The organism is Paenibacillus sp. Leaf72, assembly GCF_001422685.1.
Classification (GTDB): Bacteria; Bacillota; Bacilli; order Paenibacillales; family Paenibacillaceae; genus Pristimantibacillus.
In genome coordinates this window covers 133,807-153,681 of record NZ_LMLV01000003.1, presented here as the reverse complement: position 1 = coordinate 153,681, position 19,875 = coordinate 133,807, and the positions used below count along the sequence as shown (strand labels likewise).

The 19,875-nt window shown below is 51.5% G+C and carries 15 protein-coding genes and 1 other annotated feature; of the genes, 5 read left to right on the top strand and 10 right to left on the bottom strand.

Annotated features, from left to right (window positions below; translation table 11 throughout):
* Positions 1-100: 100 nt before the first annotated feature.
* Together ASF12_RS10755 and ASF12_RS35545 are read right to left on the bottom strand one after the other, a co-directional pair.
* Positions 101-1,264 carry an iron-containing alcohol dehydrogenase gene (locus ASF12_RS10755; protein ID WP_056033844.1) on the bottom strand — a complete coding sequence of 388 codons (1,164 nt, stop codon included), beginning with the start codon at positions 1,262-1,264 and terminating at the stop codon, positions 101-103.
* 125 nt (positions 1,265-1,389) lie between these two features.
* On the bottom strand, positions 1,390-2,457 hold the full coding sequence (locus tag ASF12_RS35545) for an EamA family transporter (RefSeq protein ID WP_056033842.1): 1,068 nt from the start codon (positions 2,455-2,457) through the stop codon (positions 1,390-1,392).
* Positions 2,458-2,857: 400 nt separating this feature from the next.
* Between ASF12_RS35545 and ASF12_RS10745 the strand changes: the two genes are divergently transcribed.
* Together ASF12_RS10745 and argS are read left to right on the top strand one after the other, a co-directional pair.
* Positions 2,858-3,823, top strand: a complete 966-nt coding sequence (locus ASF12_RS10745) for an L-lactate dehydrogenase (RefSeq protein WP_056033838.1) — start codon at positions 2,858-2,860, stop codon at positions 3,821-3,823.
* A gap of 65 nt (positions 3,824-3,888) precedes the next feature.
* Positions 3,889-4,126: a binding site (T-box leader), on the top strand.
* 76 nt (positions 4,127-4,202) lie between these two features.
* The gene (argS, locus tag ASF12_RS10740) at positions 4,203-5,894 is read left to right on the top strand and encodes an arginine--tRNA ligase (RefSeq protein ID WP_442952523.1); all 1,692 of its coding nucleotides are present in this window, start codon (positions 4,203-4,205) and stop codon (positions 5,892-5,894) included.
* Positions 5,895-5,970: 76 nt separating this feature from the next.
* Here the strand turns inward: argS and ASF12_RS10735 are convergent, their stop codons facing one another.
* From ASF12_RS10735 to ASF12_RS10715, 5 genes are all read right to left on the bottom strand, one after another.
* Complete coding sequence (locus ASF12_RS10735; RefSeq protein WP_046233598.1) at positions 5,971-6,249, bottom strand: hypothetical protein; 279 nt, start codon at positions 6,247-6,249, stop codon at positions 5,971-5,973.
* Between the two features lie 176 nt (positions 6,250-6,425).
* Positions 6,426-6,668, bottom strand: coding sequence for a hypothetical protein (locus ASF12_RS10730; protein ID WP_056033835.1), 243 nt, complete (start codon positions 6,666-6,668; stop codon positions 6,426-6,428).
* A 773-nt stretch (positions 6,669-7,441) separates the two neighbouring features.
* A complete protein-coding gene (locus tag ASF12_RS10725; protein WP_056033831.1) occupies positions 7,442-8,536 on the bottom strand; it encodes a PD40 domain-containing protein in 1,095 nt (364 codons plus the stop codon).
* A gap of 100 nt (positions 8,537-8,636) precedes the next feature.
* On the bottom strand, positions 8,637-10,106 hold the full coding sequence (locus ASF12_RS10720; RefSeq protein WP_056033828.1) for a sensor histidine kinase: 1,470 nt from the start codon (positions 10,104-10,106) through the stop codon (positions 8,637-8,639).
* On the bottom strand, positions 10,103-10,912 hold the full coding sequence (locus ASF12_RS10715; RefSeq protein WP_081418754.1) for a response regulator transcription factor: 810 nt from the start codon (positions 10,910-10,912) through the stop codon (positions 10,103-10,105). Before ASF12_RS10715 ends, ASF12_RS10720 begins: the two co-directional genes overlap by 4 nt.
* A gap of 365 nt (positions 10,913-11,277) precedes the next feature.
* Between ASF12_RS10715 and ASF12_RS10710 the strand changes: the two genes are divergently transcribed.
* Together ASF12_RS10710 and ASF12_RS10705 are read left to right on the top strand one after the other, a co-directional pair.
* Positions 11,278-12,090, top strand: a complete 813-nt coding sequence (locus ASF12_RS10710; protein WP_056033826.1) for an SDR family oxidoreductase — start codon at positions 11,278-11,280, stop codon at positions 12,088-12,090.
* Between the two features lie 40 nt (positions 12,091-12,130).
* Positions 12,131-13,876: an alpha-glycosidase gene (locus ASF12_RS10705; RefSeq protein ID WP_056033823.1), complete on the top strand. Its 1,746-nt coding sequence runs from the start codon at positions 12,131-12,133 to the stop codon at positions 13,874-13,876.
* A gap of 100 nt (positions 13,877-13,976) precedes the next feature.
* Here the strand turns inward: ASF12_RS10705 and ASF12_RS10700 are convergent, their stop codons facing one another.
* From ASF12_RS10700 to glgB, 3 genes are read right to left on the bottom strand one after another with little or no spacing between them, the layout of a single operon-like run.
* Entirely contained in the window at positions 13,977-14,861 is an 885-nt protein-coding gene (locus tag ASF12_RS10700; RefSeq protein WP_155973038.1) for a hypothetical protein, read from the bottom strand.
* A 41-nt stretch (positions 14,862-14,902) separates the two neighbouring features.
* Positions 14,903-16,333 (bottom strand): glycogen synthase GlgA, encoded by a 1,431-nt coding sequence (gene glgA, locus ASF12_RS10695; protein WP_056033818.1) that lies wholly within the window; start codon positions 16,331-16,333, stop codon positions 14,903-14,905.
* Between the two features lie 53 nt (positions 16,334-16,386).
* Entirely contained in the window at positions 16,387-18,303 is a 1,917-nt protein-coding gene (gene glgB, locus ASF12_RS10690) for a 1,4-alpha-glucan branching protein GlgB (RefSeq protein ID WP_056033815.1), read from the bottom strand.
* A 163-nt stretch (positions 18,304-18,466) separates the two neighbouring features.
* Here glgB and ASF12_RS10685 point away from each other — a divergent pair, with 163 nt between their 5' ends.
* Positions 18,467-19,729, top strand: a complete 1,263-nt coding sequence (locus ASF12_RS10685) for a glucose-1-phosphate adenylyltransferase (RefSeq protein ID WP_056033812.1) — start codon at positions 18,467-18,469, stop codon at positions 19,727-19,729.
* The last annotated feature ends 146 nt before the right edge of the window (positions 19,730-19,875 follow it).

Genomic DNA, 19,875 nt, shown 5'->3' with positions numbered 1-19,875 from the left:
GAGATGATATAGACCCATTGCTGGCCAGAAAAAAAAGCACTCAGGCGTGCTGCTTGCGCAGCAGTACCTGAATGCTTTATAAGAGCTTTGACTTCCTGGCTTACAGGCTCGCCGTCAAGATGCTCTTGACAGCTTCCTTGTCCAGGCTCTTGAAGGAGCCGATTGGGCCGAATACAGTCGCTTCCGCCGCCATCCGGTCAATGTTCTCGCCGCCAATGCCCAGCTCGCCAAGTGTTGCAGGCTCGCCAATGCGCGTAAAGTAGGCGCGTGTCGCTTCAATACCCGCAAGCGCCACTTCCTCATCGGATTTGCCGCTCGGATCGATGTTCCATACCCGTACCGCATATTGCACGAAGCGGTCAATACGCTCTTGATACACATGCTTCATCCAGTTCGGGAAGATGATCGCAAGTCCTGCGCCATGTGCGATATCATAAATCGCACTTACCTCATGCTCGATGCCATGCGACGCCCAGTCCGTCACGACGCCAATCGGCAGCGTGCCGTTGAGCGCAAAGGTGCCGGCAAGCAGCAAATTCGCTCTGGCGTCATAGTCGGAGCCGTTTTCGATTGCTTTTTCACCATTTTCAATGACCGTTTGCAAAATGGATTCTGCAAAGCGCTCCTGCAGCGGCGTACCCGTCGTCAGGGAGAAATATTGCTCGAACACATGCGACATAATGTCGACAATGCCGTTCGCCGTCTGATCCTTCGGCACGGAATATGTCAGCTTCGGATCAAGAATCGAAAATTTCGGATAAACAAGCTTGCTGCCGAGACCGCGTTTTTGCTGCGTTTCCCAGTTGGAAATAACCGCATTGCCGTTCATTTCCGAGCCGGTAGCGGCGAGCGTCAGCACAGTGCCGATAGGCAATGCCTCTTGGATGACTGCTTTGCGGATCGTGAAATCCCACACATCGCCATCATAGAGCGCCCCAGCTGCAATCGCCTTGGAAGCATCCAGCACGCTGCCGCCGCCAACGGCGAGCACGAACTCGATTTTTTCGCTGCGGCAAATGTCGATCCCTTTATTAATTGTCGTCAGACGCGGATTCGGCTCCACGCCAGACAGTTCATGAACGGTTGCGCCAATGCTATTTAATTGGGAAATCACTTCGTCATAAAGCCCCGAACGCTTGATGCTTCCGCCGCCGTATACGAGCAGAACTTTCGTCCCGTATGGCTTGACCAGCTCTCCAAGCTGCTGTACCTTCCCTGCTCCGAATATGAGCTTGGTTGGGTTGTACAATTCAAAATCTTTCATAGTAAGTGAAACCTCCCGTTAAGTAAAATAAGTGAACGGTTGTATTATAACACTTTCACTGAGTTTTCTAAAGTTATAGACGTTTCGTACTTAACTCGCCTGTATTCAGCGCAGGCCGCTTCACATTAGGAGCCATACAAACGCAAGAGCAGGATGCCTGCGAACGCGGTCGAAATCCCGATCGTCTCCAGTTTGGAGAACCGCTCCTTCACAACGAACCGCGTATAAAGCAGCACGATTAGCACATTAAGCGCCGTTACGGCCGACACCAGCCCCGCCTTCCCTACATCAAAGGCCGTCACAATAAACATCATGCCCACTGCATTGGTAATGCCGACTGCCATCCCGACGGAAAACGTGCGGCGGAAGCTCCAGCTGCGTTTGTCTGCTGTGCCTGCTCGGTTGGCTGCCTGAGCTGCCACGCTCACGATTGGCTGAGTGCTTGGACTCGCAGTCCCGTTTCTTGCGCCACTCGTGATACCAGCATTAACCGCACTAACCGTATTAAGAGAATTGAGAGTATTAACAGCGTTAAGAGTAATTGCTGCGGCACCTGCTGCTATCTCCTGCGCTGCTTGGCCTGCTGCCGCAGCAGCAGCACGTACGGAGCGCAGGTCGCGCAGCCACCAAAGCCCAAAGCAGATCGAGCCGCTGCTGAACATGCAGACAAGCGTCGGAAACAACGGCGCATCCATCATCGTCGACCATTTTCCCGACAAATCGTTTCCGGCAAACAGCAGCATCGCCAGTAGCCCCCATTGCGCTCCTTGCAAATTGCCACGGGTAATATCATTGGAATAACGCACCAGCAATATACCCGCAATAATGATAATAAAGGAGCTGAGCTGCGCCATATTGAGCGTCTCGCCCCATACCGCGAAGGCGACAACGACGACAATTGCCGAAGGAAGCGCGGTCAAAATCGCAACAATAGAGGCTTTGCCCACGGCAAAGCCCTTGAACATGCTCGCATTTGCGCCGAAAGAGAGCAGTCCCATCTGCACGCCAATAAGCGATGAAACGGTGAAAGATGTTCCAGTCGCCAGCGTACAAACAAGTGTAATCAGCGCCCCTGAGAAAAATACACCACACAGCAGCGCATTGCGATTAAGCGCCTGCTGGCTCGTCCAATGATACAAAATCCCCCGCAGCCCAAAGCTCGTCGCCGCCAGCAAGGATAATACAAGCCACATGAATTCCATTCCTCCATCTGTGTCTGCCCACATATACTTTCCCTATCATGACAGCTGAAAGTTAGATTGTAAATGTACGAAAATAAGCGGTTTATCTATATTCAACCTTAGGACTTCTGACCTGTACAGTGTGGACAATCCTCCCTGTTCACTTGTGGATAAGTATTGGAGGTGGCGGAAAATACTCCATTTGAACTCTGTTGATAATGTGCATAACTCTGTGGATATGTTGAAAAGCAAAGCTCTATCCGCCATAGGATGGCAGGTCAAAATGTGCATATTTTCACGCTTTTGCTTCCATGTGACATAGACAAACATGGATTGAACATAGCCGTCACATCATGGGCTGGATGCCGCATATAATAGCGTAACGAGGTTACGGTGGAGGAGATGCAAACGGATGGCAAACAAAGCGCGCAAGGTCGCTATTGTAGGAGTCGGTCAGGTCGGTTCAAGCTGCGCGTATGCCTTAATTAACCAGTCGATTTGCGATGAGCTGCTGCTCATTGACCGCACGTTCGACCGGGCCTATGCACAGGCGCTCGATTTGTCGCACAGCATGGACTTTGTCCATGGCCGCACAAAGGTTGCTGCTGGAACGCTGGAGCAGTGCGGGGATGTGGACGTTATCCTTCTCTGCGCTGGGGCGTATCCCGTCGGCAGCGATGATCGGCTTGATGTGCTGCATACGGTGCGCGAGATTTATGAAACGATGATTCCGCGCATTATGAACAGCGGATTCAGCGGAATTTTTGTAGCGGCCGCCAATCCTGTGGATATTGTGACGTATGTCGTGTGGGAGCTGTCCGGCATGCCGCGTTGCCAAGTGATTGGCACCGGAACGTCCATCGACTCCTCGCGGCTCAAGACGCTGCTCTGCGAGCATTTTCCAGTGGATGCCCGCAGCGTGCAGGGCTATGTGCTTGGGGAGCATGGCGAGTCGCAGTTTCCCGCCTGGTCGCATGTGACGGTTGGCGGCAAGCCGCTGCTGCATATTTTGGCCCAGCATCCCGAGCGCTTCGGGCATGTGAAGCTCGGAGCGCTCGCGGAGCAGACCCGCAATGCCGGCTGGGAAATCTATACGCGCAAAGGCTCGACCAGCTTTGGCATCGGCAATGCGCTGGCGCATATTACCCGCTCTATTCTAAACGATGAGCATCGCATTATTGCCGTGTCTGCGATATTAAACGGCGAATATGGCCAGCAGCAAGTATGCGCTGGCGTCCCCGCGATCATCGCCCGCTGCGGGGTTAAGGAAATCGTCGAGCTCAAGCTGACTACGCGGGAGCAGCGGCTGATGGAGCGCTCATGCTCGATTATACGCCAGGCGATTGAGAGCCTGTGCCTCGTAACCGAGAAAGAATAGCTGCAAGCTTGGCCGACTAAAAACGGATTGATTTTTCTGATCGTATCCGATATGATAGCTGTTAATTAACATCAAGGAACGGGAGAGTAACCTACATGGGTGCCATTTCAAGCGAGCCGGGACAGTGGAAGCCGGCAATGGACGATTAGGTGAAGCGCACCCGGGAGATGGCGGCCTGAAACGAGCAATCATGCTAGGGACGTCCGGTTCAGCACCGTTACAACGGCGAGATGCCCCTCTTTGTTTCTGTGCGGAGGCGGCAACAAGAGTGGTACCGCGGGGATAACAGGCCTCGTCTCTTATTTTTAGAGACGGGGCCTTTTTGGCGTGCTGCTCTACTCTGGCCGGAACATTTATTTTAGAGAGGAAGATGATGATGCTGTTAATGGACAAAATCGCGCTGGCATTGGCCAAAGCGCTGGATCTGCCCGAAGCGGATATTCGGCCCTTGCTGGAATATCCGCCCGATGAGGAGCTTGGCGATGTTGCTTTCCCCTGCTTTACTTTGGCCCGCACGATGAAACAAAGCCCCGTTAACATTGCTGCTTTGCTTGAGCCCCTGCTGGCAGATGCGAGCTGGAGCGTTCGGGCTGCCGGCCCCTATTTGAATTTCAAATGGAATCGGGAACTGGCAGCCGCGCAGCTTATTGCAGATTGGCAGAACGGAACCCTCCTGCATGCAGCTATAGGGAATGGAGAGCGTGTCATAATCGACATGTCTTCGCCCAATATTGCGAAGCCGTTCGGTATTGGGCATTTGCGCTCGACGATGATCGGCAATGCGCTGTACCATATTTTGCGCAAGGTTGGCTATGAGACGGTCAGCGTCAATCACTTGGGCGATTGGGGCACGCAGTTCGGCAAGATGATTACCGCCTATCTAAAATGGGGCGACGAGCAGCAGCTTGCAGCCGATCCCATTAAGGGCTATTTGGAGCTGTATGTGCGTTTTCACGAAGAGGCAGAGCAGCACCCCGAGCTGGAGGATGAGGCGCGCAGCTGGTTCGCCAAGCTGGAAGCTGGCGATGCTGAAGCGATTCGCTGCTGGAGCCAGTTTATTGCCGACAGCCTGAAGGAGTTCAATAAGCTGTATGCCCGGCTCGGCGTCAGCTTTGACCATTTTCTTGGCGAAAGCTTCTATAACGATAAAATGGACGCCGTCGTCCAGCAGCTTCAGGAGCAGCAGCTGCTGGAGGAAAGTGAAGGCGCACAGGTCGTCCGGCTGGATGAGCATGAGCTGCCGCCTTGCCTCATTCGCAAATCCGATGGCACATCCATCTATGCGACACGTGATTTGGCGACTGCCATTTATCGCCATGAAGAGATGAAGGGCAGCGAGCTGCTGTATGTTGTCGGCTCGGAACAATCGCTGCATTTCCGCCAGCTGTTTCTCGTGCTTGAGAAAATGGGCTTTGCGTGGGCAGCCGCCTGCAAGCATATCCCGTTCGGGCTTATGAAGCTGGACGGGCAAAAAATGTCCACCCGCCGCGGCAAGGTCGTATTTCTAGAAGAAGTGCTGGATGAAGCGGTACAGCGGGCTTTGCAGAAAATAGAGGAAAAGAATCCAGCACTTGCAGGCAAAGCCGAGGTAGCCGAAGCGGTTGGCATTGGCGCCGTCGTGTTCGGGGATCTCAAAAATACGAGAATGCTCGCGGTCGATTTTGTGCTGGAGGATGTACTGAATTTTGAAGGGGAGACGGGCCCGTACGTGCAATATGCTTACGCCAGAACGCAGCGGATATTGGCAAAAGCGGCCGGCAGCGACGTCGCAGCAGCACCTCAGCCTGCAGATTATGAGTATGTGACGGGCGATTATGCTTGGCTGCTAATGAAGATGCTTTTGCGCTACACAGCAGCCCTTGGAGACGCCGCCAAACGGCATGAGCCATCGATTCTCGCCAGATATTTGATTCAGCTCGCCCAGGCGTTCAATCGTTTTTATCATCATGACAAGGTGCTCGCTGGGGACGCTGGGGAGCGGATCGTTAAGCTTAAGCTGGTGCAGGTGGCTGCCGATGTGCTTAAGGAAGGCTTAGAGCTGCTCGGCTTGAAGACGCCGAAGGAAATTTAGACGCAAAGCGCAAAAAACAGGCATCCACCAGCCAGAGGCGGGGATGCCTGTTTTTGTAAGCTTGTTCAAACAAGTATTAGCTATTCGTCGGTTCCGGAATAAGATCCTTCTCGATGATCTGCTGATTGAAATGAGCAATGTTCTTCTCAAAGCAATTACAGTAGTAGTCTTTCCGGCACAATGGACACGGCACGTTCAGCATACGCGTAACGCCTGTTAATCTCCATACTGGCTTCTGGCTGTAGAACAAACGCGCCTTAGAACCTTCACTAAGTGTCATGATGAACTGATATAACCCTGAGGCAAGATCTTTGTCGGCTAAAATAACGTTCTTAATCTGCAGTTTCGAATTCAAGATTTTCACCCTTACTGTTCGTATTCAAGATTGTGTAATAATACCCTTTATAGCGCCTTAAGTCAATATTTCCGCCATTAGGTCCATCGTTTTGCTTTGAAAATCTTCATACGAAAGTAAGGAATTCCCGCTTCGGTGAATCCATTTTTATAACGAGGCATGCATGATTTATGCTCTTACACTTTTTTTCTCAAAGCAAAGATGAATATCAGATAGGCTATGATGAGAGCAAGATTGAACAGCGGAAGGATCGTTTTCCAAAGCTCATTCGGAGCCATTGCAAACATTAGCATTCCACCTATAAATAACAAATAGATGTTTTGCACTCTTCTTTGAGGCTCCCATCCTGCTCTTATGATACTAACAATGACCCATAATGTAATCAGCAAATAAGCGATTAGAGCAATTAAATTAAGCATGACCCTACCACCTCGTTCAGGGTTACAATAACGACGTACGTTTAATCACTTGCCTGCCAACTTCAATATTTACACTAGCGACTAAATTTTATCATACAGGATTTTTTATTTTTATGGATAAAAAAAGTAAAATTCACAATTGAAAGTGCTATAATAGCGTTTCATAACGAACCTGCTAGGCACATATGTAAACCAGATCGGGACTGAGGACTGAGATTCCGCTATTCTGACTTTTGAGCCGAGTTCAGGACGTAAGCGGACAGGAGAGCCGTTATCACTCCCATTATCCCAATAAAATGGCCATTTACATCGCAATAGCGGCTCCTGAGTCCGAAACCTGTGCCATAATCCGTAATTCTGTTAAAATAGCTGCGGCTGTGTCCGCCAAGTTTAACGGAAATACGTGTGACGCTAATTTCGATCTAATTCTGGCTCATTTTCGTTCATATAAAAGCACTAAAATAACTTCATAATTAAGCTGGAGGTTTTTTCATGAAATTTATAACAAAATCTTTAATGGATTTAAGTATACAGGAGACTAGACCAGTGCAAGTTCATTCTAAGCTTCCTTGTTTTTTTCAAAGCCTATGAATTTTGTATCCATTCTCTATTCCATTGCTTCTTTTTCCTTAGTCGGATTTGTTGTTTGGATTTTATTTAAGAAATCAAAAAAGTAATTTAAATTAACCATAAAGAGGATGTCCTTAAGTAGCTAAGTAGCTGCTAGCTATTACGGACATCCTTATTTTTTCATAAATATAATGATGCAGCTTTTATTTCAACGTAATCACAAACGTAATAAAATCGTTCTGCTCCTGGGAATAAGTTGCGGCGACGATTTTTTTGCCAGAAGGGCTCCAGCCGAGATCATCGGATAAATATTGGACATCCAGCTTGATCGGCACCGTATCTCCACTGATGGCATCTGCTACAAATACGCCGTTGTCGCCGTCCGTTCCTTCCGATGTCAGGCTGTAGGCCAGCTTCTTGCCATCCGGCGACCAGCTTGTGCCAAATACTTGCGTCGCGCTGCCCAGCTCAATCGGCTCATTGCCCTTGGCATCCGTAATCATCAGCGTCCGCGTCGTATTCGATGTCCGCTTCACCAAAGCGAGCTGCTTGCGCTCGGGCGAGGGGATCACCCAGACGACGTCCGTCGCCAGCTTCTCCGCCTGCTTGCTGCCATCAGGAAGAAAATACAGCACTTCATTCACCACATAATAAATGCCGCCCTCGCCAGGCACCGCCGTAAATATCCGACGATCGCTGCTCAAAATCGTCTCCAATGTGCCATCAACGCTCGCCTTGATTACTTTGCCCTCAATCGTCATAAACAGCACATGCGTATCATCCATCCACATGCCTGTCATCGTATCGATCACATCACTGCCCAGTTCCACCGACTCTCGCGTTTCCAAATTCATCATGTATCCGTGGGCACTTTCTTCGTTATTCAGCTTATAAAATAAATATTTCCCATCCGGAGACGGCTTGGCAAATCCCTGATGCGCCGGCTGCTCATGCAAGGCCTCCTCCTGCTTCGTTGCCAGATCGTGCACATACAAATTGTTGGGAAACATCATTTCCCCTTCCACCGCTATTTTCTGCTCATTTTCATTGCGCTTGACGATGACCAGCTGCTCCTCGGTAATAAAACTAATTCCCCGCGTTCTGTCTATTTGGGCAATTTGGCTGACAGCGACCTTCGTATCGGTCGATTGGCCCGGCTCAACGACGGTAATCGTTTTATCCGGCTTTTGAATTGTTTCGCGTGCAGGTGCCGTTCCGTCTGCGCAGCCCGCCAGCAAAAAAGCCACACAGCAGGCAGCCGCGCCTGTATTTATCCATTTAAAATGGGTTTGTTTCATCTCGTGTTTCCCCTCTCCCTTATTGCTATGCGCTTATTGTAATCCGTGGATGTTTCCGCCTCATCTCCAGCTTGTTGCGGACCTGTAAACCTTTACACCATTAACCGCTATATAGCGGAAAATAGACCTTGAACGTCGTTCCATCCTCGCCCGACCTTACCAGTACAAGCTCACCCTTTTGCGCCTCGGCAAGCTGCTTAACGAGCGACAGGCCAAGTCCCGTTCCTCCCGATATGCGGGAGCGGTCGCGGTTGACCGTATAGAAAGGCTCAAAAATTTTGTCATGCGCTTCCGCTGGAATGCCAATGCCCGTATCCCGCACGACAACATTGACCCGATTTCCGTCCACATGCAGCGCGACCTCAATCTGTCCGCCAGGACGATTATATTTAATGGCATTATCAATTAGGTTGATGAATATTTGCATCAGGCTCTCCCGATCCGCCCAGATGACAGCAGGCTCCAGCTGCATTTGCAGCAACAAATCAAATTTTGCCGCCTTTCCCTGCATGCGCGTGCACAAATCCAGCAGCAGCTCATCCAGCTGCAGCACCTCGGCCTGCTGCTCAAACGCATACTTTTCCAGCGCCGCCAAATGCAGCACCTTCTCGACCATATCGTACAGCCGCCCGGACTCCTTGCCCATGCTTTGTATCGCCTCATCAATGAGCTTCGGATCATCGCGGTACATATCCAGCAAATCCACATACGCCCGAATCGACGTGAGCGGCGTCTTGAACTCATGGCTAATGTTGCCGATGAACTGCTTCTGCTGCTGCTCCAATTGCTGCAGCTTGAGGATGGCGAGCGTAAGCTTGCGCTGCTCCTCCTTCATTTCCTCAATATGCCGTTCAATGGCGCTGCTCATGAAAAAAATATCCTGGCTTAAGTCGCCCAGCTCATCGCGCCTTCGTACGGGATTTTGCTGCAAATACCGCCCTTCTCGAATGTTGCCCGCTGCGCTTCTCAGCCGGGAAATGACCGCGGCCAGCCTATAAAAATACGCATAGCCCATGGCGGCCCCTGCCACCACGGCAATAATGCCCGCCGTTTGAAACAGCTCGCGGATGGTCTGGGCGAACAGATGGTCATTTTTCAACGAGTAATGGAAGCTGACTACGCCAAGCAATCCATCCTCGCCCTGCAAAGGAGCAAAATAAATAAGGGAATCCCCCGCTGTCTGATAGGCGATTTTGCCAACCAGGGCATATTGCAGCGTGTCGGATAAATTTGCTCCTTTCTCCCCGCCAACGGGAATGGAGCTGCCGGCTTCTTTGCCCTGCGTGTCATACAGCGTCGTCTGCATGCCGCTGATCATTGAAATGTAGAGCGCCAGCCGCTGCCCTCTCAACGGCATGAAGGCATCAAGGGCAAGCGGCGGTTCGCTAGTAGCGAAGCTTTGCCGAACGTATTGTGCCGCTACCTCGCTTTGCTTGGCCAGCAGCTTCTCTGTTCGTTCCTGCTGATCGCGCTTGATCCCGCTCAGCACCATCATGCTCAGTACGCTAACGGTAAGCGCCAGCAGCACGATCAGCACAATGCTCATCCGCAGCTTTAAGCTGATTCTCATGACGGCTCACCGGATTGCCCCGGCTCATTCGCTTTTATCGATGACGAGACTGACTCCGCCGAAGTGTCCTGCGTATTCCCAGATCCAGCGCTTATCTTTGATGCCCCAGCTGTTGACGCTCCTGCCTTTGAAGCTTTGTAGCCGATGCCGTATACGGTCTGGAGCAGCGTCTGGCTCGAATCGCCCAGCTTTTTGCGCAGCCGCTGAATATGAATGTCTACCGTGCGCGTTCCGCCCGCGTATTCCATATCCCAGACCAAATCAAGCAGCTCCTCCCGGGTATAAACCCGCTCGGGATGCGACAGCAGCAGCGCTGCCAAATCAAATTCCTTTGGCGTCAGCTCAAGCGCAGCACCGCCAGCCGTAATGAGCCGCTGCTGCATGTTCAGGCGAATGCTGCCCAGCTCATACACATCCGGCTCCTCCTCGCGCCCCGCCAGCTTCTGGGTGCGCCGCATCAGCGCCTTCACTCTGGCAACAAGCTCGCGCAAATCAAACGGCTTCGTCATATAATCGTCGGCGCCCAGCTCAAGCCCCAGCACCTTGTCGACGATGTCATTTTTGACCGTGAGCAAAATAATGCCGACGCTATGGCGATTCTCCAGCTTCCGGCACACTTCATAGCCGTTCATGCGCGGCATCATTACGTCTAAAATAATGACATGCGGCTGGAAGACGGCTACCTTCTCCAACGCCTCTTCCCCATCGCCAGCGGTCTCGACCAAATAGCCCTCGCGTCTGAATGCATAGGCAACGGCGCTGACGATACTCGCTTCATCATCTACGACCAATATTTTTTTATCTATCATCTGACCTGTCATCCTTCACCGCTCCCACCTGTGCCTATCTAACCCAGATTACCCATTAGATCGCAGCATAATGCAATTTTGCATCGCCAATATATCGAACTTGTTTCCAACTTGTAAACTTGTATGAACAAAGAATGGATAGGTGCGCTGTGGTCGCCGATTGAATATATACGCTATGGTGGCCACCACTGCAATACTATCGGTTGTTCAATGTTGTCCAGCAGAAGCCGCAAAATAAAAATTGAAATAGTTGGGAACACCCGATTGGTTTAGGGTAAGAGAAATTAGATCATCTTAACAGAATACGCATTTGCAGGACATGTTCCCTAAACATCATTATACATTGCAGGAGGTTTTCGACGATGGCGAATGAACAAACGAGGACAGGCAACGGCAGACTGGCGGGCAAAGCTGCTCTAATAACGGGAGCCGGCTCTGGCATCGGCCGCGCAGCGGCACTGCTGTTCGCCAAGGAAGGCGCTAATCTGGCACTGCTCGATGTGAATGAGGACGGGCTGGCCAAGGTCAAGCAGGAGGCCGAAGCTTTCGGCGTCACTTGCGCAACAGCCGTGACCGATATTTCAAGCGAGGAAGCGATCGAAGCGGCGTATAAATTGGCGTTAGACAAGCTGGGCCAGCTTGACATCGTCTATGCCAATGCCGGCATTAACGGCTCCATGGCGCCCATTGAGCTGATGAAGCTGGAGGATTGGAGCAAGACGATCAACATTAACCTGAACGGCACGTTTCTGACCGTGAAGCATGCCATTCCAGCGCTTAAGGAAAAGGGCGGCAGCATTTTGATTACGAGCTCCATTAACGGCAACCGCGTCTTCTCGAATATCGGGTTCAGCGCATACAGCAGCACAAAGGCGGCGCAGGTCGCTTTCACTCAGATGGCGGCGCTGGAGCTGGCGAATTACCGCATTCGCGTCAATGCCATCTGCCCTGGCTCGATTAAGACGAATATTGATAAAAGCACGAAACGCTCGCCTTATTTGGAGGAGGTGCAAATTCCGGTCAACTTTCCGGAAGGCGACCAGCCGCTGGAGAAGGGGCCCGGCTCCCCTGAGCAAGTCGCCCAGCTTGCGCTGTTCCTCGGCTCGGATGATTCATATCACATTACGGGCACAACGGTATACATTGACGGAGCGGAATCCTTGCTTCACGGCTAGCTAAACCAACTGCAGGGCAGGAGAGGAGAAACAACTATTTATGCTAAGAGAAGCCATTCACCACACCCCAAGCCACAAATGGGCCTACGCCTATGATTTGAGCACCTATCACATCCGGCTGCGCACGAAAAAAAATGATGTGGAGGATGTCGTCATGGTCGCCGGAGACAAATACGACTGGAATGGCAACCTCCAAGAGATTGTAATGGAAAAAATAGCGTCCGATCAGCTGTTTGATTACTGGGAGGGCGTTATCATCCCGAAATACAAACGCTTCTCCTATGGCTTCCGTCTGCATGCCGGCACAGAGACGATGTGGAAGATCGAGACCGGATTTTATGCGCAGCAGCCGACGCCTCCAGGCGGCTATTTCGAGGTGCCCTACATTCATGAGGTCGACTTGTTCGATGCGCCAGATTGGGCGAAAAACGCGGTTTTTTATCAAATCATGGTAGACCGCTTCAATAACGGTGACAAGGAAAACGACCATGATTACGTAAGGCCTTGGGGAGAAACGCCCGATATTCATTCGCACTTTGGCGGCGACTTGCAGGGGATTTTAGATAAGCTGGAATACATTAGCGATTTGGGCGTAAATGCGATTTATTTGACACCGCTGTTCACTTCGCCCTCCAATCATAAATACGATACGGTAGATTATCATACGATTGATCCGCAGTTCGGCGATCTTGAGCTGCTCAAGAAGCTGGTCGATGAGTGCCACAAGCGCGGCATTCGCGTCGTGCTGGATGCGGTGTTCAACCATGTGAGCGAGCAATTCCCCCATTTTCAGGATGTGCTGAAAAATGGAGAAAAGTCCAAATACAAGGACTGGTTTCATTTGAACCACTTTCCGGTCGCTGTACAAGATGGCAAAGCAAACTATGATACGTTCGGCTTTTATGGCAACATGCCCAAGCTCAACACCGCCAATCCTGAAGTTAAAAAATATTTGCTCGACGTCGCCGTCCATTGGATTCGTGAAACGGATATTGACGGCTGGCGGCTCGATGTCGCCGACGAAATCGACCATCATTTCTGGCGGGAATTCCGCGGCGCTGTCAAGGCTGTGAAGCATGAGACCTACATTATCGGCGAGGTGTGGGGGGACGCGCTGCGCTGGCTGCAGGGCGACCAGTTCGATTCGTCGATGAACTATCCCTTTACGAACAGCGTGCTTGATTTTTTCGCAAACAACGGCAGGCATGCATCGGATTTTGCCGAAGAGGTGAACCGCCTGCTCGTGCGTTATCCGCAGCAGACGAACGAGGCGCTGCTTAACCTGCTATCGAGCCATGACATCCCGCGCTCCTTGACCAGAATGGGCGGCGATAAACGGCGGGCCAAGCTGGCAGCGGTGTTTATGATGACGTCGATGGGCGTTCCTTGCGTCTTCTACGGCGATGAGGTTGGTTTGCAAGGCGGCGGCGACCCCGATTGCCGCAAATGCATGGAATGGGACGAGGCGAAGCAGGATCGGGATTTGCATGATTTTTATCGCATCATCATTTCGCTCCGCAAAAAGCATGAGGCGCTGCGCTGCGGCCGCTTCCGCTTCCTGCAAGCGAGCAGCGAGAAAGGCACCTTCGTCTATGAGCGGATGAACAATAAGCAGCATTTCACCATTTGGATGAACAATACAGAGGAAAATGTATTCCTCGCCCACCCGATGCTGGCTGGCGGCTGGCGTGATGCGCTTACCGAGGAAGAAGTGGCAACGTTCGAGGAGCAGCTTCGCATTGAGCTGGAGCCGATGGGCTACCGGATTTTGTACCGGAACATTTAAAGTTAAAGCAGCTTGAATAGAACTTGCATAGGACTTGAACAGGCAGCAGAAAAGGGACAGGCATCGGTTTTGTCGATGGCCTGTCCCTTTTTTGTACTGCTTAATCGGATAAATGCGAAGCATAGCGCCCTCCGCGCCCCTCAATGAACAGAAATTGCACCTTGGGCTGGAGCTTGCCAAGGGCGATTACCTCATCTAATGTCAGCGTAGAATGGCGCAGCTTGAAATGAAAATGCGGCTGGCAGTTAAAACGCTCAGAGGCGAACAATGCTTCATAGCTTGTATAAGGAATCGCATCCTCCGGCACGTCATCAATCGTTTCAATCCGCTCAGAAAAGTCCAGCTGCTGTAAATCGTTATAATAGGGACATTCAGCGAGACGGGCAATAAAAGATTCCTCTGTAAAACCTACCTGCAGCCTCAGCACACGGAGCGGATGGCCTTCCATTTCGAAAAAAGCTTCATCCGGCACTGTAGGCGTCTGGAAGATGAGAACAGCTGGCATTTTGGCAAGCAGCTTCGTCACCATGCCATGCTCCTCTTCATAATCGCACCCGATGAAGCGGACGTTATGATCGCCTGAATCTGTGAGCTGTACGAGGAAGGAACGCAGTGCCGAAAACTCCGCCTCCGAATGCACGATGCGCGAGAAATTCCATTCATTCAGACCGTTCGCGCCTTCATCAGGCCCCGTGAAGGTTAGCGATGCAAGATGGGGAGCCACCTCAGGCAAACAAATAAATTCCAAGAACTTTACAAAAGGATAGTTCGTCTCGTAGTCGAAATCATCTGCGGCAATCGAAGGATCTTCATCATAGCCAACACCGTAAAACATCAGCTCGTACTGGTCGCCAACCTGGGCAAAGCTGACTTTAGCATCATTGCCGGGTGACCAAATAGCGTGCTCCGGGCCATAGCTTTGCTTAATATCCATTTGATAGTGGTAAATACGCTGCTGCAGCTCCAATAAGCGCTCAATCATCACCGGTCGCACTCCTTTTTCAAGACCAATTTCATTCTCAATCATTATAGAGTCAGCTCCGTATAAAGCGCTATGTAACGCTCCGCAGATGCTCCCCAGCTGTAATCTCCAGCAAAGGCGGCGGCGGTGAGCTTGCCCCGATGCGACTCATTCCACCATATATGAATGGCATAGCGAATCGTATTCAGCATTTCTTGGCTATTGTAATTGGTGAAGGAGAAGCCGTTGCCTTCTCCCGTCCACTCGTTGTAGCTTTGAACGGTGTCCTTCAGCCCGCCTACTTCTCGCACGATAGGCAAGCTGCCATACCGCAGCGCCAGAAGCTGGCTGATGCCGCACGGCTCGAATAGCGACGGCATGAGGAACATATCGGAGGCAGCATAAATACGGCGGGCTACGCCATCATCAAAGCCGATCCACGATACCATTTTGTCCGGATAACGATGCTGGGCTGCACGGAATGCATGCTCCATCTCGGGCTCACCCGTACCGAGCAGCACAAGCTGGATATTTTCCGTTTGCAGCAGCTCGTCCAGAACTTCCAGCACGAGGGGCAGCCCTTTTTGATCCACTAGCCTGCCGACCATTCCGATTAGGGGAATGGCATCGTTGACCGGCAGTCCAAGCTCCTGCTGGAGTGCGGCTTTATTTTGCTTTTTCACGTTGAGGCTGTCCTTGTATGGGAATGGAATGAACGGATCGGTCTCCGGATTGTAGCTGCGGGCGTCGATGCCGTTGACAATGCCGAGAAGCCGGTCGCCTTTGGCGCGCAGCGTGCCGTCCATGCCATACCCGTATTCAGCAGTTCGGATTTCGTTGGCATAGGTCGGACTGACGGTCGTCACCCGGTCTGCAAGCTGAATGCCCGCCTTCATAAAGCTCACCGAACCATGATATTCAACTCCATCCGGGGTGAACATCTCATTTTGCAATCCCAGCCAATCGCCCAGCGCAAGATGCGGATAATTGCCTTGATATTGCAAATTATGAATGGTGAACACCGTCTTCACGCGGGAATATTCCGGGCGATGCCAATAATGATGCTTGAGCAGGGCGGGAATCATGCCCGTATGCCAATCATGGCAATGCAGCACATCAGGGATAAAGCCCATTACCGGCAGTGCATCAAGCACCGCCCGGCAGAAAAACGCATAACGCTCCCCATCATCGCCATAGCCGTATGCCGAACCGCGCCGGAAATAATGCTCATTGTCGATAAAATAATAGACGACTCCGTCATGTGCCAGCTCCTTGATGCCGCAATATACTTGCCGCCAGCCTACCGATACATAAATGAAGCCAAGCTCCTTCATCTGCGCTCGATATACGTCCTTCACCGAAGCGTAAAGCGGCATTATAACGCGCACATTGGCGCCTTTCTCATTCAATGCTTCCGGCAGTGAGCCTGCTACATCAGCAAGGCCGCCCGTCTTCATAAATGGCACGCATTCCGCTGCCGCAAACAATACGTTCATGCATTTCATCCCCTGCTCTTTGGATTCATAATGCTGCAATGCCGATTTAACGCTTAACGGGAACGCTGAACCTTTACTCGCCGCAAAATAAGGATAGATAACGGCGGCAGCGGCAGCTCTACGCTGTTTTTCTTATCATGCCAGCTGATGCGCTGCGATGCAATGGCGCCACCTTCCCGCAGCAGCTCCGCTTGAAAACCCGATCCGCCATAAGCAGGCTCATCGCTGTTCAGCACGATTTCATAATCGCCTGCGCTCGGTACGCCAATGCGGTAAACCGGATGCGCGTAATCCGTAAAATTGCACAGCATAATGAGCGCTTCCCCCTTCGGGCTGGCTAATCTGCGATATGAGAGGACGCTTTGCAAATCATCCTCGTGCTCTATCCATTCAAAGCCCCTGTAATCATGGTCGAGCTTCCACAGCGCTTTCTCCTGGGCATACAGCTGATTCAGCCTGCGGGTATAAGCCTGCATCCGCCAATGCGGCTCATAATCCAGCAGCAGCCAGTCCAGCTCCGCGTCGTCCTTCCACTCGATGAACTGGGCAAATTCGCCGCCCATGAACAGCAGCTTTTTGCCTGGATGGGTCATCATATAGCCGTAGAACAGCCGCAGTCCGGCAAATTTCTGCTCATAGCTTCCGGGCATTTTGTTCAGCAGCGATTTTTTCCCATGCACGACCTCATCATGGGAAAGCGGCAGCGCATGATTGTCCTGCCAGGCATACCAGATCGGGAAGGTCAGCAGATTATGTTTGGTTTTACGGTTAAAAAAATGCTCCTTGGCATAGCTGAGCGTGTCATTCATCCAGCCCATATTCCACTTATAATTAAAGCCAAGCCCGCCTTCGTCGACCGCTTTCGTAACGCCGGGATAAGCATGCGACTCCTCGGCCATCATAAGGGCATGCGGGTAATATTGAAAAACCGTCTTATTCAGCTGGCGCAAAAAAGCGATGCCTTCCAGATGCTCCTTGCCGCCGAATTCATTCGGACGCCACTGGCCTGGTTTTTTATCAAAATCATGATACAAAATGCTGGTGACCGCATCAACGCGCAAGCCATCAATATGAAACAGATCGAACCAAAACAAGGCATTCGAAATTAAGAAATTGCGAACCTCCGGCTTTCCGTAATCGAAGGCGAGTGTTCCCCAGCCAGGCTTCTCGGCAATGAGCGGGTCGTCATTTTCAAACAGAGCCGAGCCGTCAAAGCGGCGCAAGCCATGCGCATCCTTGGCAAAATGCCCCGGCACCCAGTCTAGAATGACACCGATACCGTTTTGATGACAGCGATCCACCAGCTCCATTAATTGCTGCGGTTCACCGTAGCGGGAAGTTGCGGCATAATAGCCTGTCGGCTGATAGCCCCATGATTTATCGTACGGATGCTCGGTCAGCGGCAGCAGCTCCAGATGGGTATACCCCTTATCCGCTACATACGCGACCAATTGATCAGCCAGCTCGCTGTAGGAAAGCAGAGTATCATCCTTATGCCTGCGCCAGCTGCCAAGATGCACCTCGTAAATGTTCATCGGACGGGCGTACGGCGCTTTTTTCCCGCGCATCCACGCCTCATCCTGCCACGAATAACCGTCCAGCGACCAGACGCGCGATGCGGTTTGCGGCCTTACTTCGGCATAAACGGCATAAGGATCAGCTTTGAGCAGCCTCTCACCATTTTGGGCTATGATTTCATATTTATACAAAGCGCCTTTCGGCATATTCGGGAAGAAGCCTGTCCATATGCCGGACTTGTTAAGCCGGGTTAGCGGCTCATTGCCGCCATGCCACCCGTTAAAATCCGTCGCCAGACGAACCTCTCGTGCCTCCGGCGCCCAAACGTTAAAGCGAGTGCCTTCGATTCCATGCTCAGTTGATTGGTGAGCGCCCATTTTTCGATAGCTATGCGCCCATGTTCCTTCATGAAACAGAAATATTTCCTCTTCGGACAATGTGGAGATTTCCATCCATTTCACCCGCTTTATGTTCGCAATGAACGTATAGTAAAGCACACGAAAGCTAATATTAACCTTAAAAATTGATTTTGACTCAACCGTTTCAAGCGCCCTTCAGTCGTTTAAAAATACCTTACAACAACCCGTCACGGACGGCCTGGAGGGAAAAAGCCTTATGCCTAATAATACCGATTGCATCGCTATGCTGCTAGCTGGAGGACAAGGAAGTCGTTTAGCCCCATTTACAGGCCAAATGGCCAAGCCCGTCGTATCTTTCGGCGATCGCTTCCGCATGATTGATTTTCCATTAAGCAATTGCATTAACTCGGGCATCCGCACCATCGGCGTGCTTACCCAATATTGCTCCGACTCGGTTCACGACCACATTACCGATGGAGAAGCTTGGCTTCGCTCAGCAACGACGAAGCATTCTGGCGAAATTACGATGCTGCCTGCTTCTCGGGTATCAAGCTCAGGCTGCTACACGGGAACGGCTGATGCCCTTCTTCGCAATATTGCTTATGTGGACGAGCATCATCCCGAGCATGTGCTTGTTTTGTCAGGCGACCACATTTACCAGATGGATTATCGCCCGATGCTGGAATTTCACAAGGCTAACAAGGCGATGGCAACAATTGCCGTCAAACAGGTGCCATGGCGTGAAGCCCATCGCTTCGGCATCATGCATACGGACGAGCAGTCCCGCATCATGAAGTTTGAGGAGAAGCCGGCGAACCCGGAAAGCAACTTGGCTTCTATGGGCATTTATTTGTTCCGCTGGCAAGATTTAAGACGTTTCCTGCTGGAGGACGCCGCTAACCCTCATTCAAGCCATGACTTTGGCAAAGACATTATTCCCGCCATTTTGGCTGCCGAGGAAAACTTGAACGCTTATCCATACGAGGGCTACTGGCGTGATGTCGGCACTGTGGAAAGCCTGTGGGAAGCGCATATGGAGCTGCTTGACGGCGAGATGAGCCTATCTACAGAAACTTGGCCTCTGCGATCCAAAGAGGTTCAGCAGGTGCGCAAGCCCTATGTCAGCCCGCAAGCCGTGCTGAGCAACAGCATTGCTCATCCAGGCTGCACAATCGAAGGCCGGATTTCACGCTCGGTGCTCGGTGCAGGAGTCAGCATTGGAAAAGGCAGCGGCATCGCCGAAAGCATCATTATGCCCGGTGCAAAAATTGGGCGCAATGTTATTATTCATAGAGCCATCATTGGCGAAAACGCCGTTATTCATGACGGTGCAATCATCGGGGAGAGAAATCACGGAGACATAGCCGTCGTCGCCCCCGGCGAAGCAATTGTGGCTCATTTTATGAATGGCAGCAGCAAATTGAAGGCGCTTGAACAATTAGAGCAGTTTGAGAAATCAGCGACAGAGCTTGTTGGTACAGGAGAAGAGCGATTCAGCAATAGCGTCTTGCACTATTAAAGTGATGTGTCATAAGTGGATGTCTTGGTATCCCATTACTTTCGACAGGACGCTCGCTTTACCCTGCTTGCCGAATCAGCAAATTATATAGCGGGTTATGCAAGGTGAAACGGCTGTCACCGTCCTCTGGCGGCGCAGCGCGTTTC

What these genes read in the sequence shown, in the direction of transcription:
- ASF12_RS10755 (WP_056033844.1), bottom strand. Translation starts at nt 1,264, where the DNA reads ATGAAAGATTTTGAATTGTACAACCCAACCAAGCTCATATTCGGAGCA.
- ASF12_RS35545 (WP_056033842.1), bottom strand. Translation starts at nt 2,457, where the DNA reads ATGTGGCTTGTATTATCCTTGCTGGCGGCGACGAGCTTTGGGCTGCGG.
- ASF12_RS10745 (WP_056033838.1), top strand. Translation starts at nt 2,858, where the DNA reads ATGGCAAACAAAGCGCGCAAGGTCGCTATTGTAGGAGTCGGTCAGGTC.
- ASF12_RS10730 (WP_056033835.1), bottom strand. Translation starts at nt 6,668, where the DNA reads ATGCTTAATTTAATTGCTCTAATCGCTTATTTGCTGATTACATTATGG.
- ASF12_RS10725 (WP_056033831.1), bottom strand. Translation starts at nt 8,536, where the DNA reads ATGAAACAAACCCATTTTAAATGGATAAATACAGGCGCGGCTGCCTGC.
- ASF12_RS10720 (WP_056033828.1), bottom strand. Translation starts at nt 10,106, where the DNA reads ATGAGAATCAGCTTAAAGCTGCGGATGAGCATTGTGCTGATCGTGCTG.
- ASF12_RS10710 (WP_056033826.1), top strand. Translation starts at nt 11,278, where the DNA reads ATGGCGAATGAACAAACGAGGACAGGCAACGGCAGACTGGCGGGCAAA.
- ASF12_RS10705 (WP_056033823.1), top strand. Translation starts at nt 12,131, where the DNA reads ATGCTAAGAGAAGCCATTCACCACACCCCAAGCCACAAATGGGCCTAC.
- glgA (WP_056033818.1), bottom strand. Translation starts at nt 16,333, where the DNA reads ATGAACGTATTGTTTGCGGCAGCGGAATGCGTGCCATTTATGAAGACG.
- glgB (WP_056033815.1), bottom strand. Translation starts at nt 18,303, where the DNA reads ATGGAAATCTCCACATTGTCCGAAGAGGAAATATTTCTGTTTCATGAA.
- ASF12_RS10685 (WP_056033812.1), top strand. Translation starts at nt 18,467, where the DNA reads ATGCCTAATAATACCGATTGCATCGCTATGCTGCTAGCTGGAGGACAA.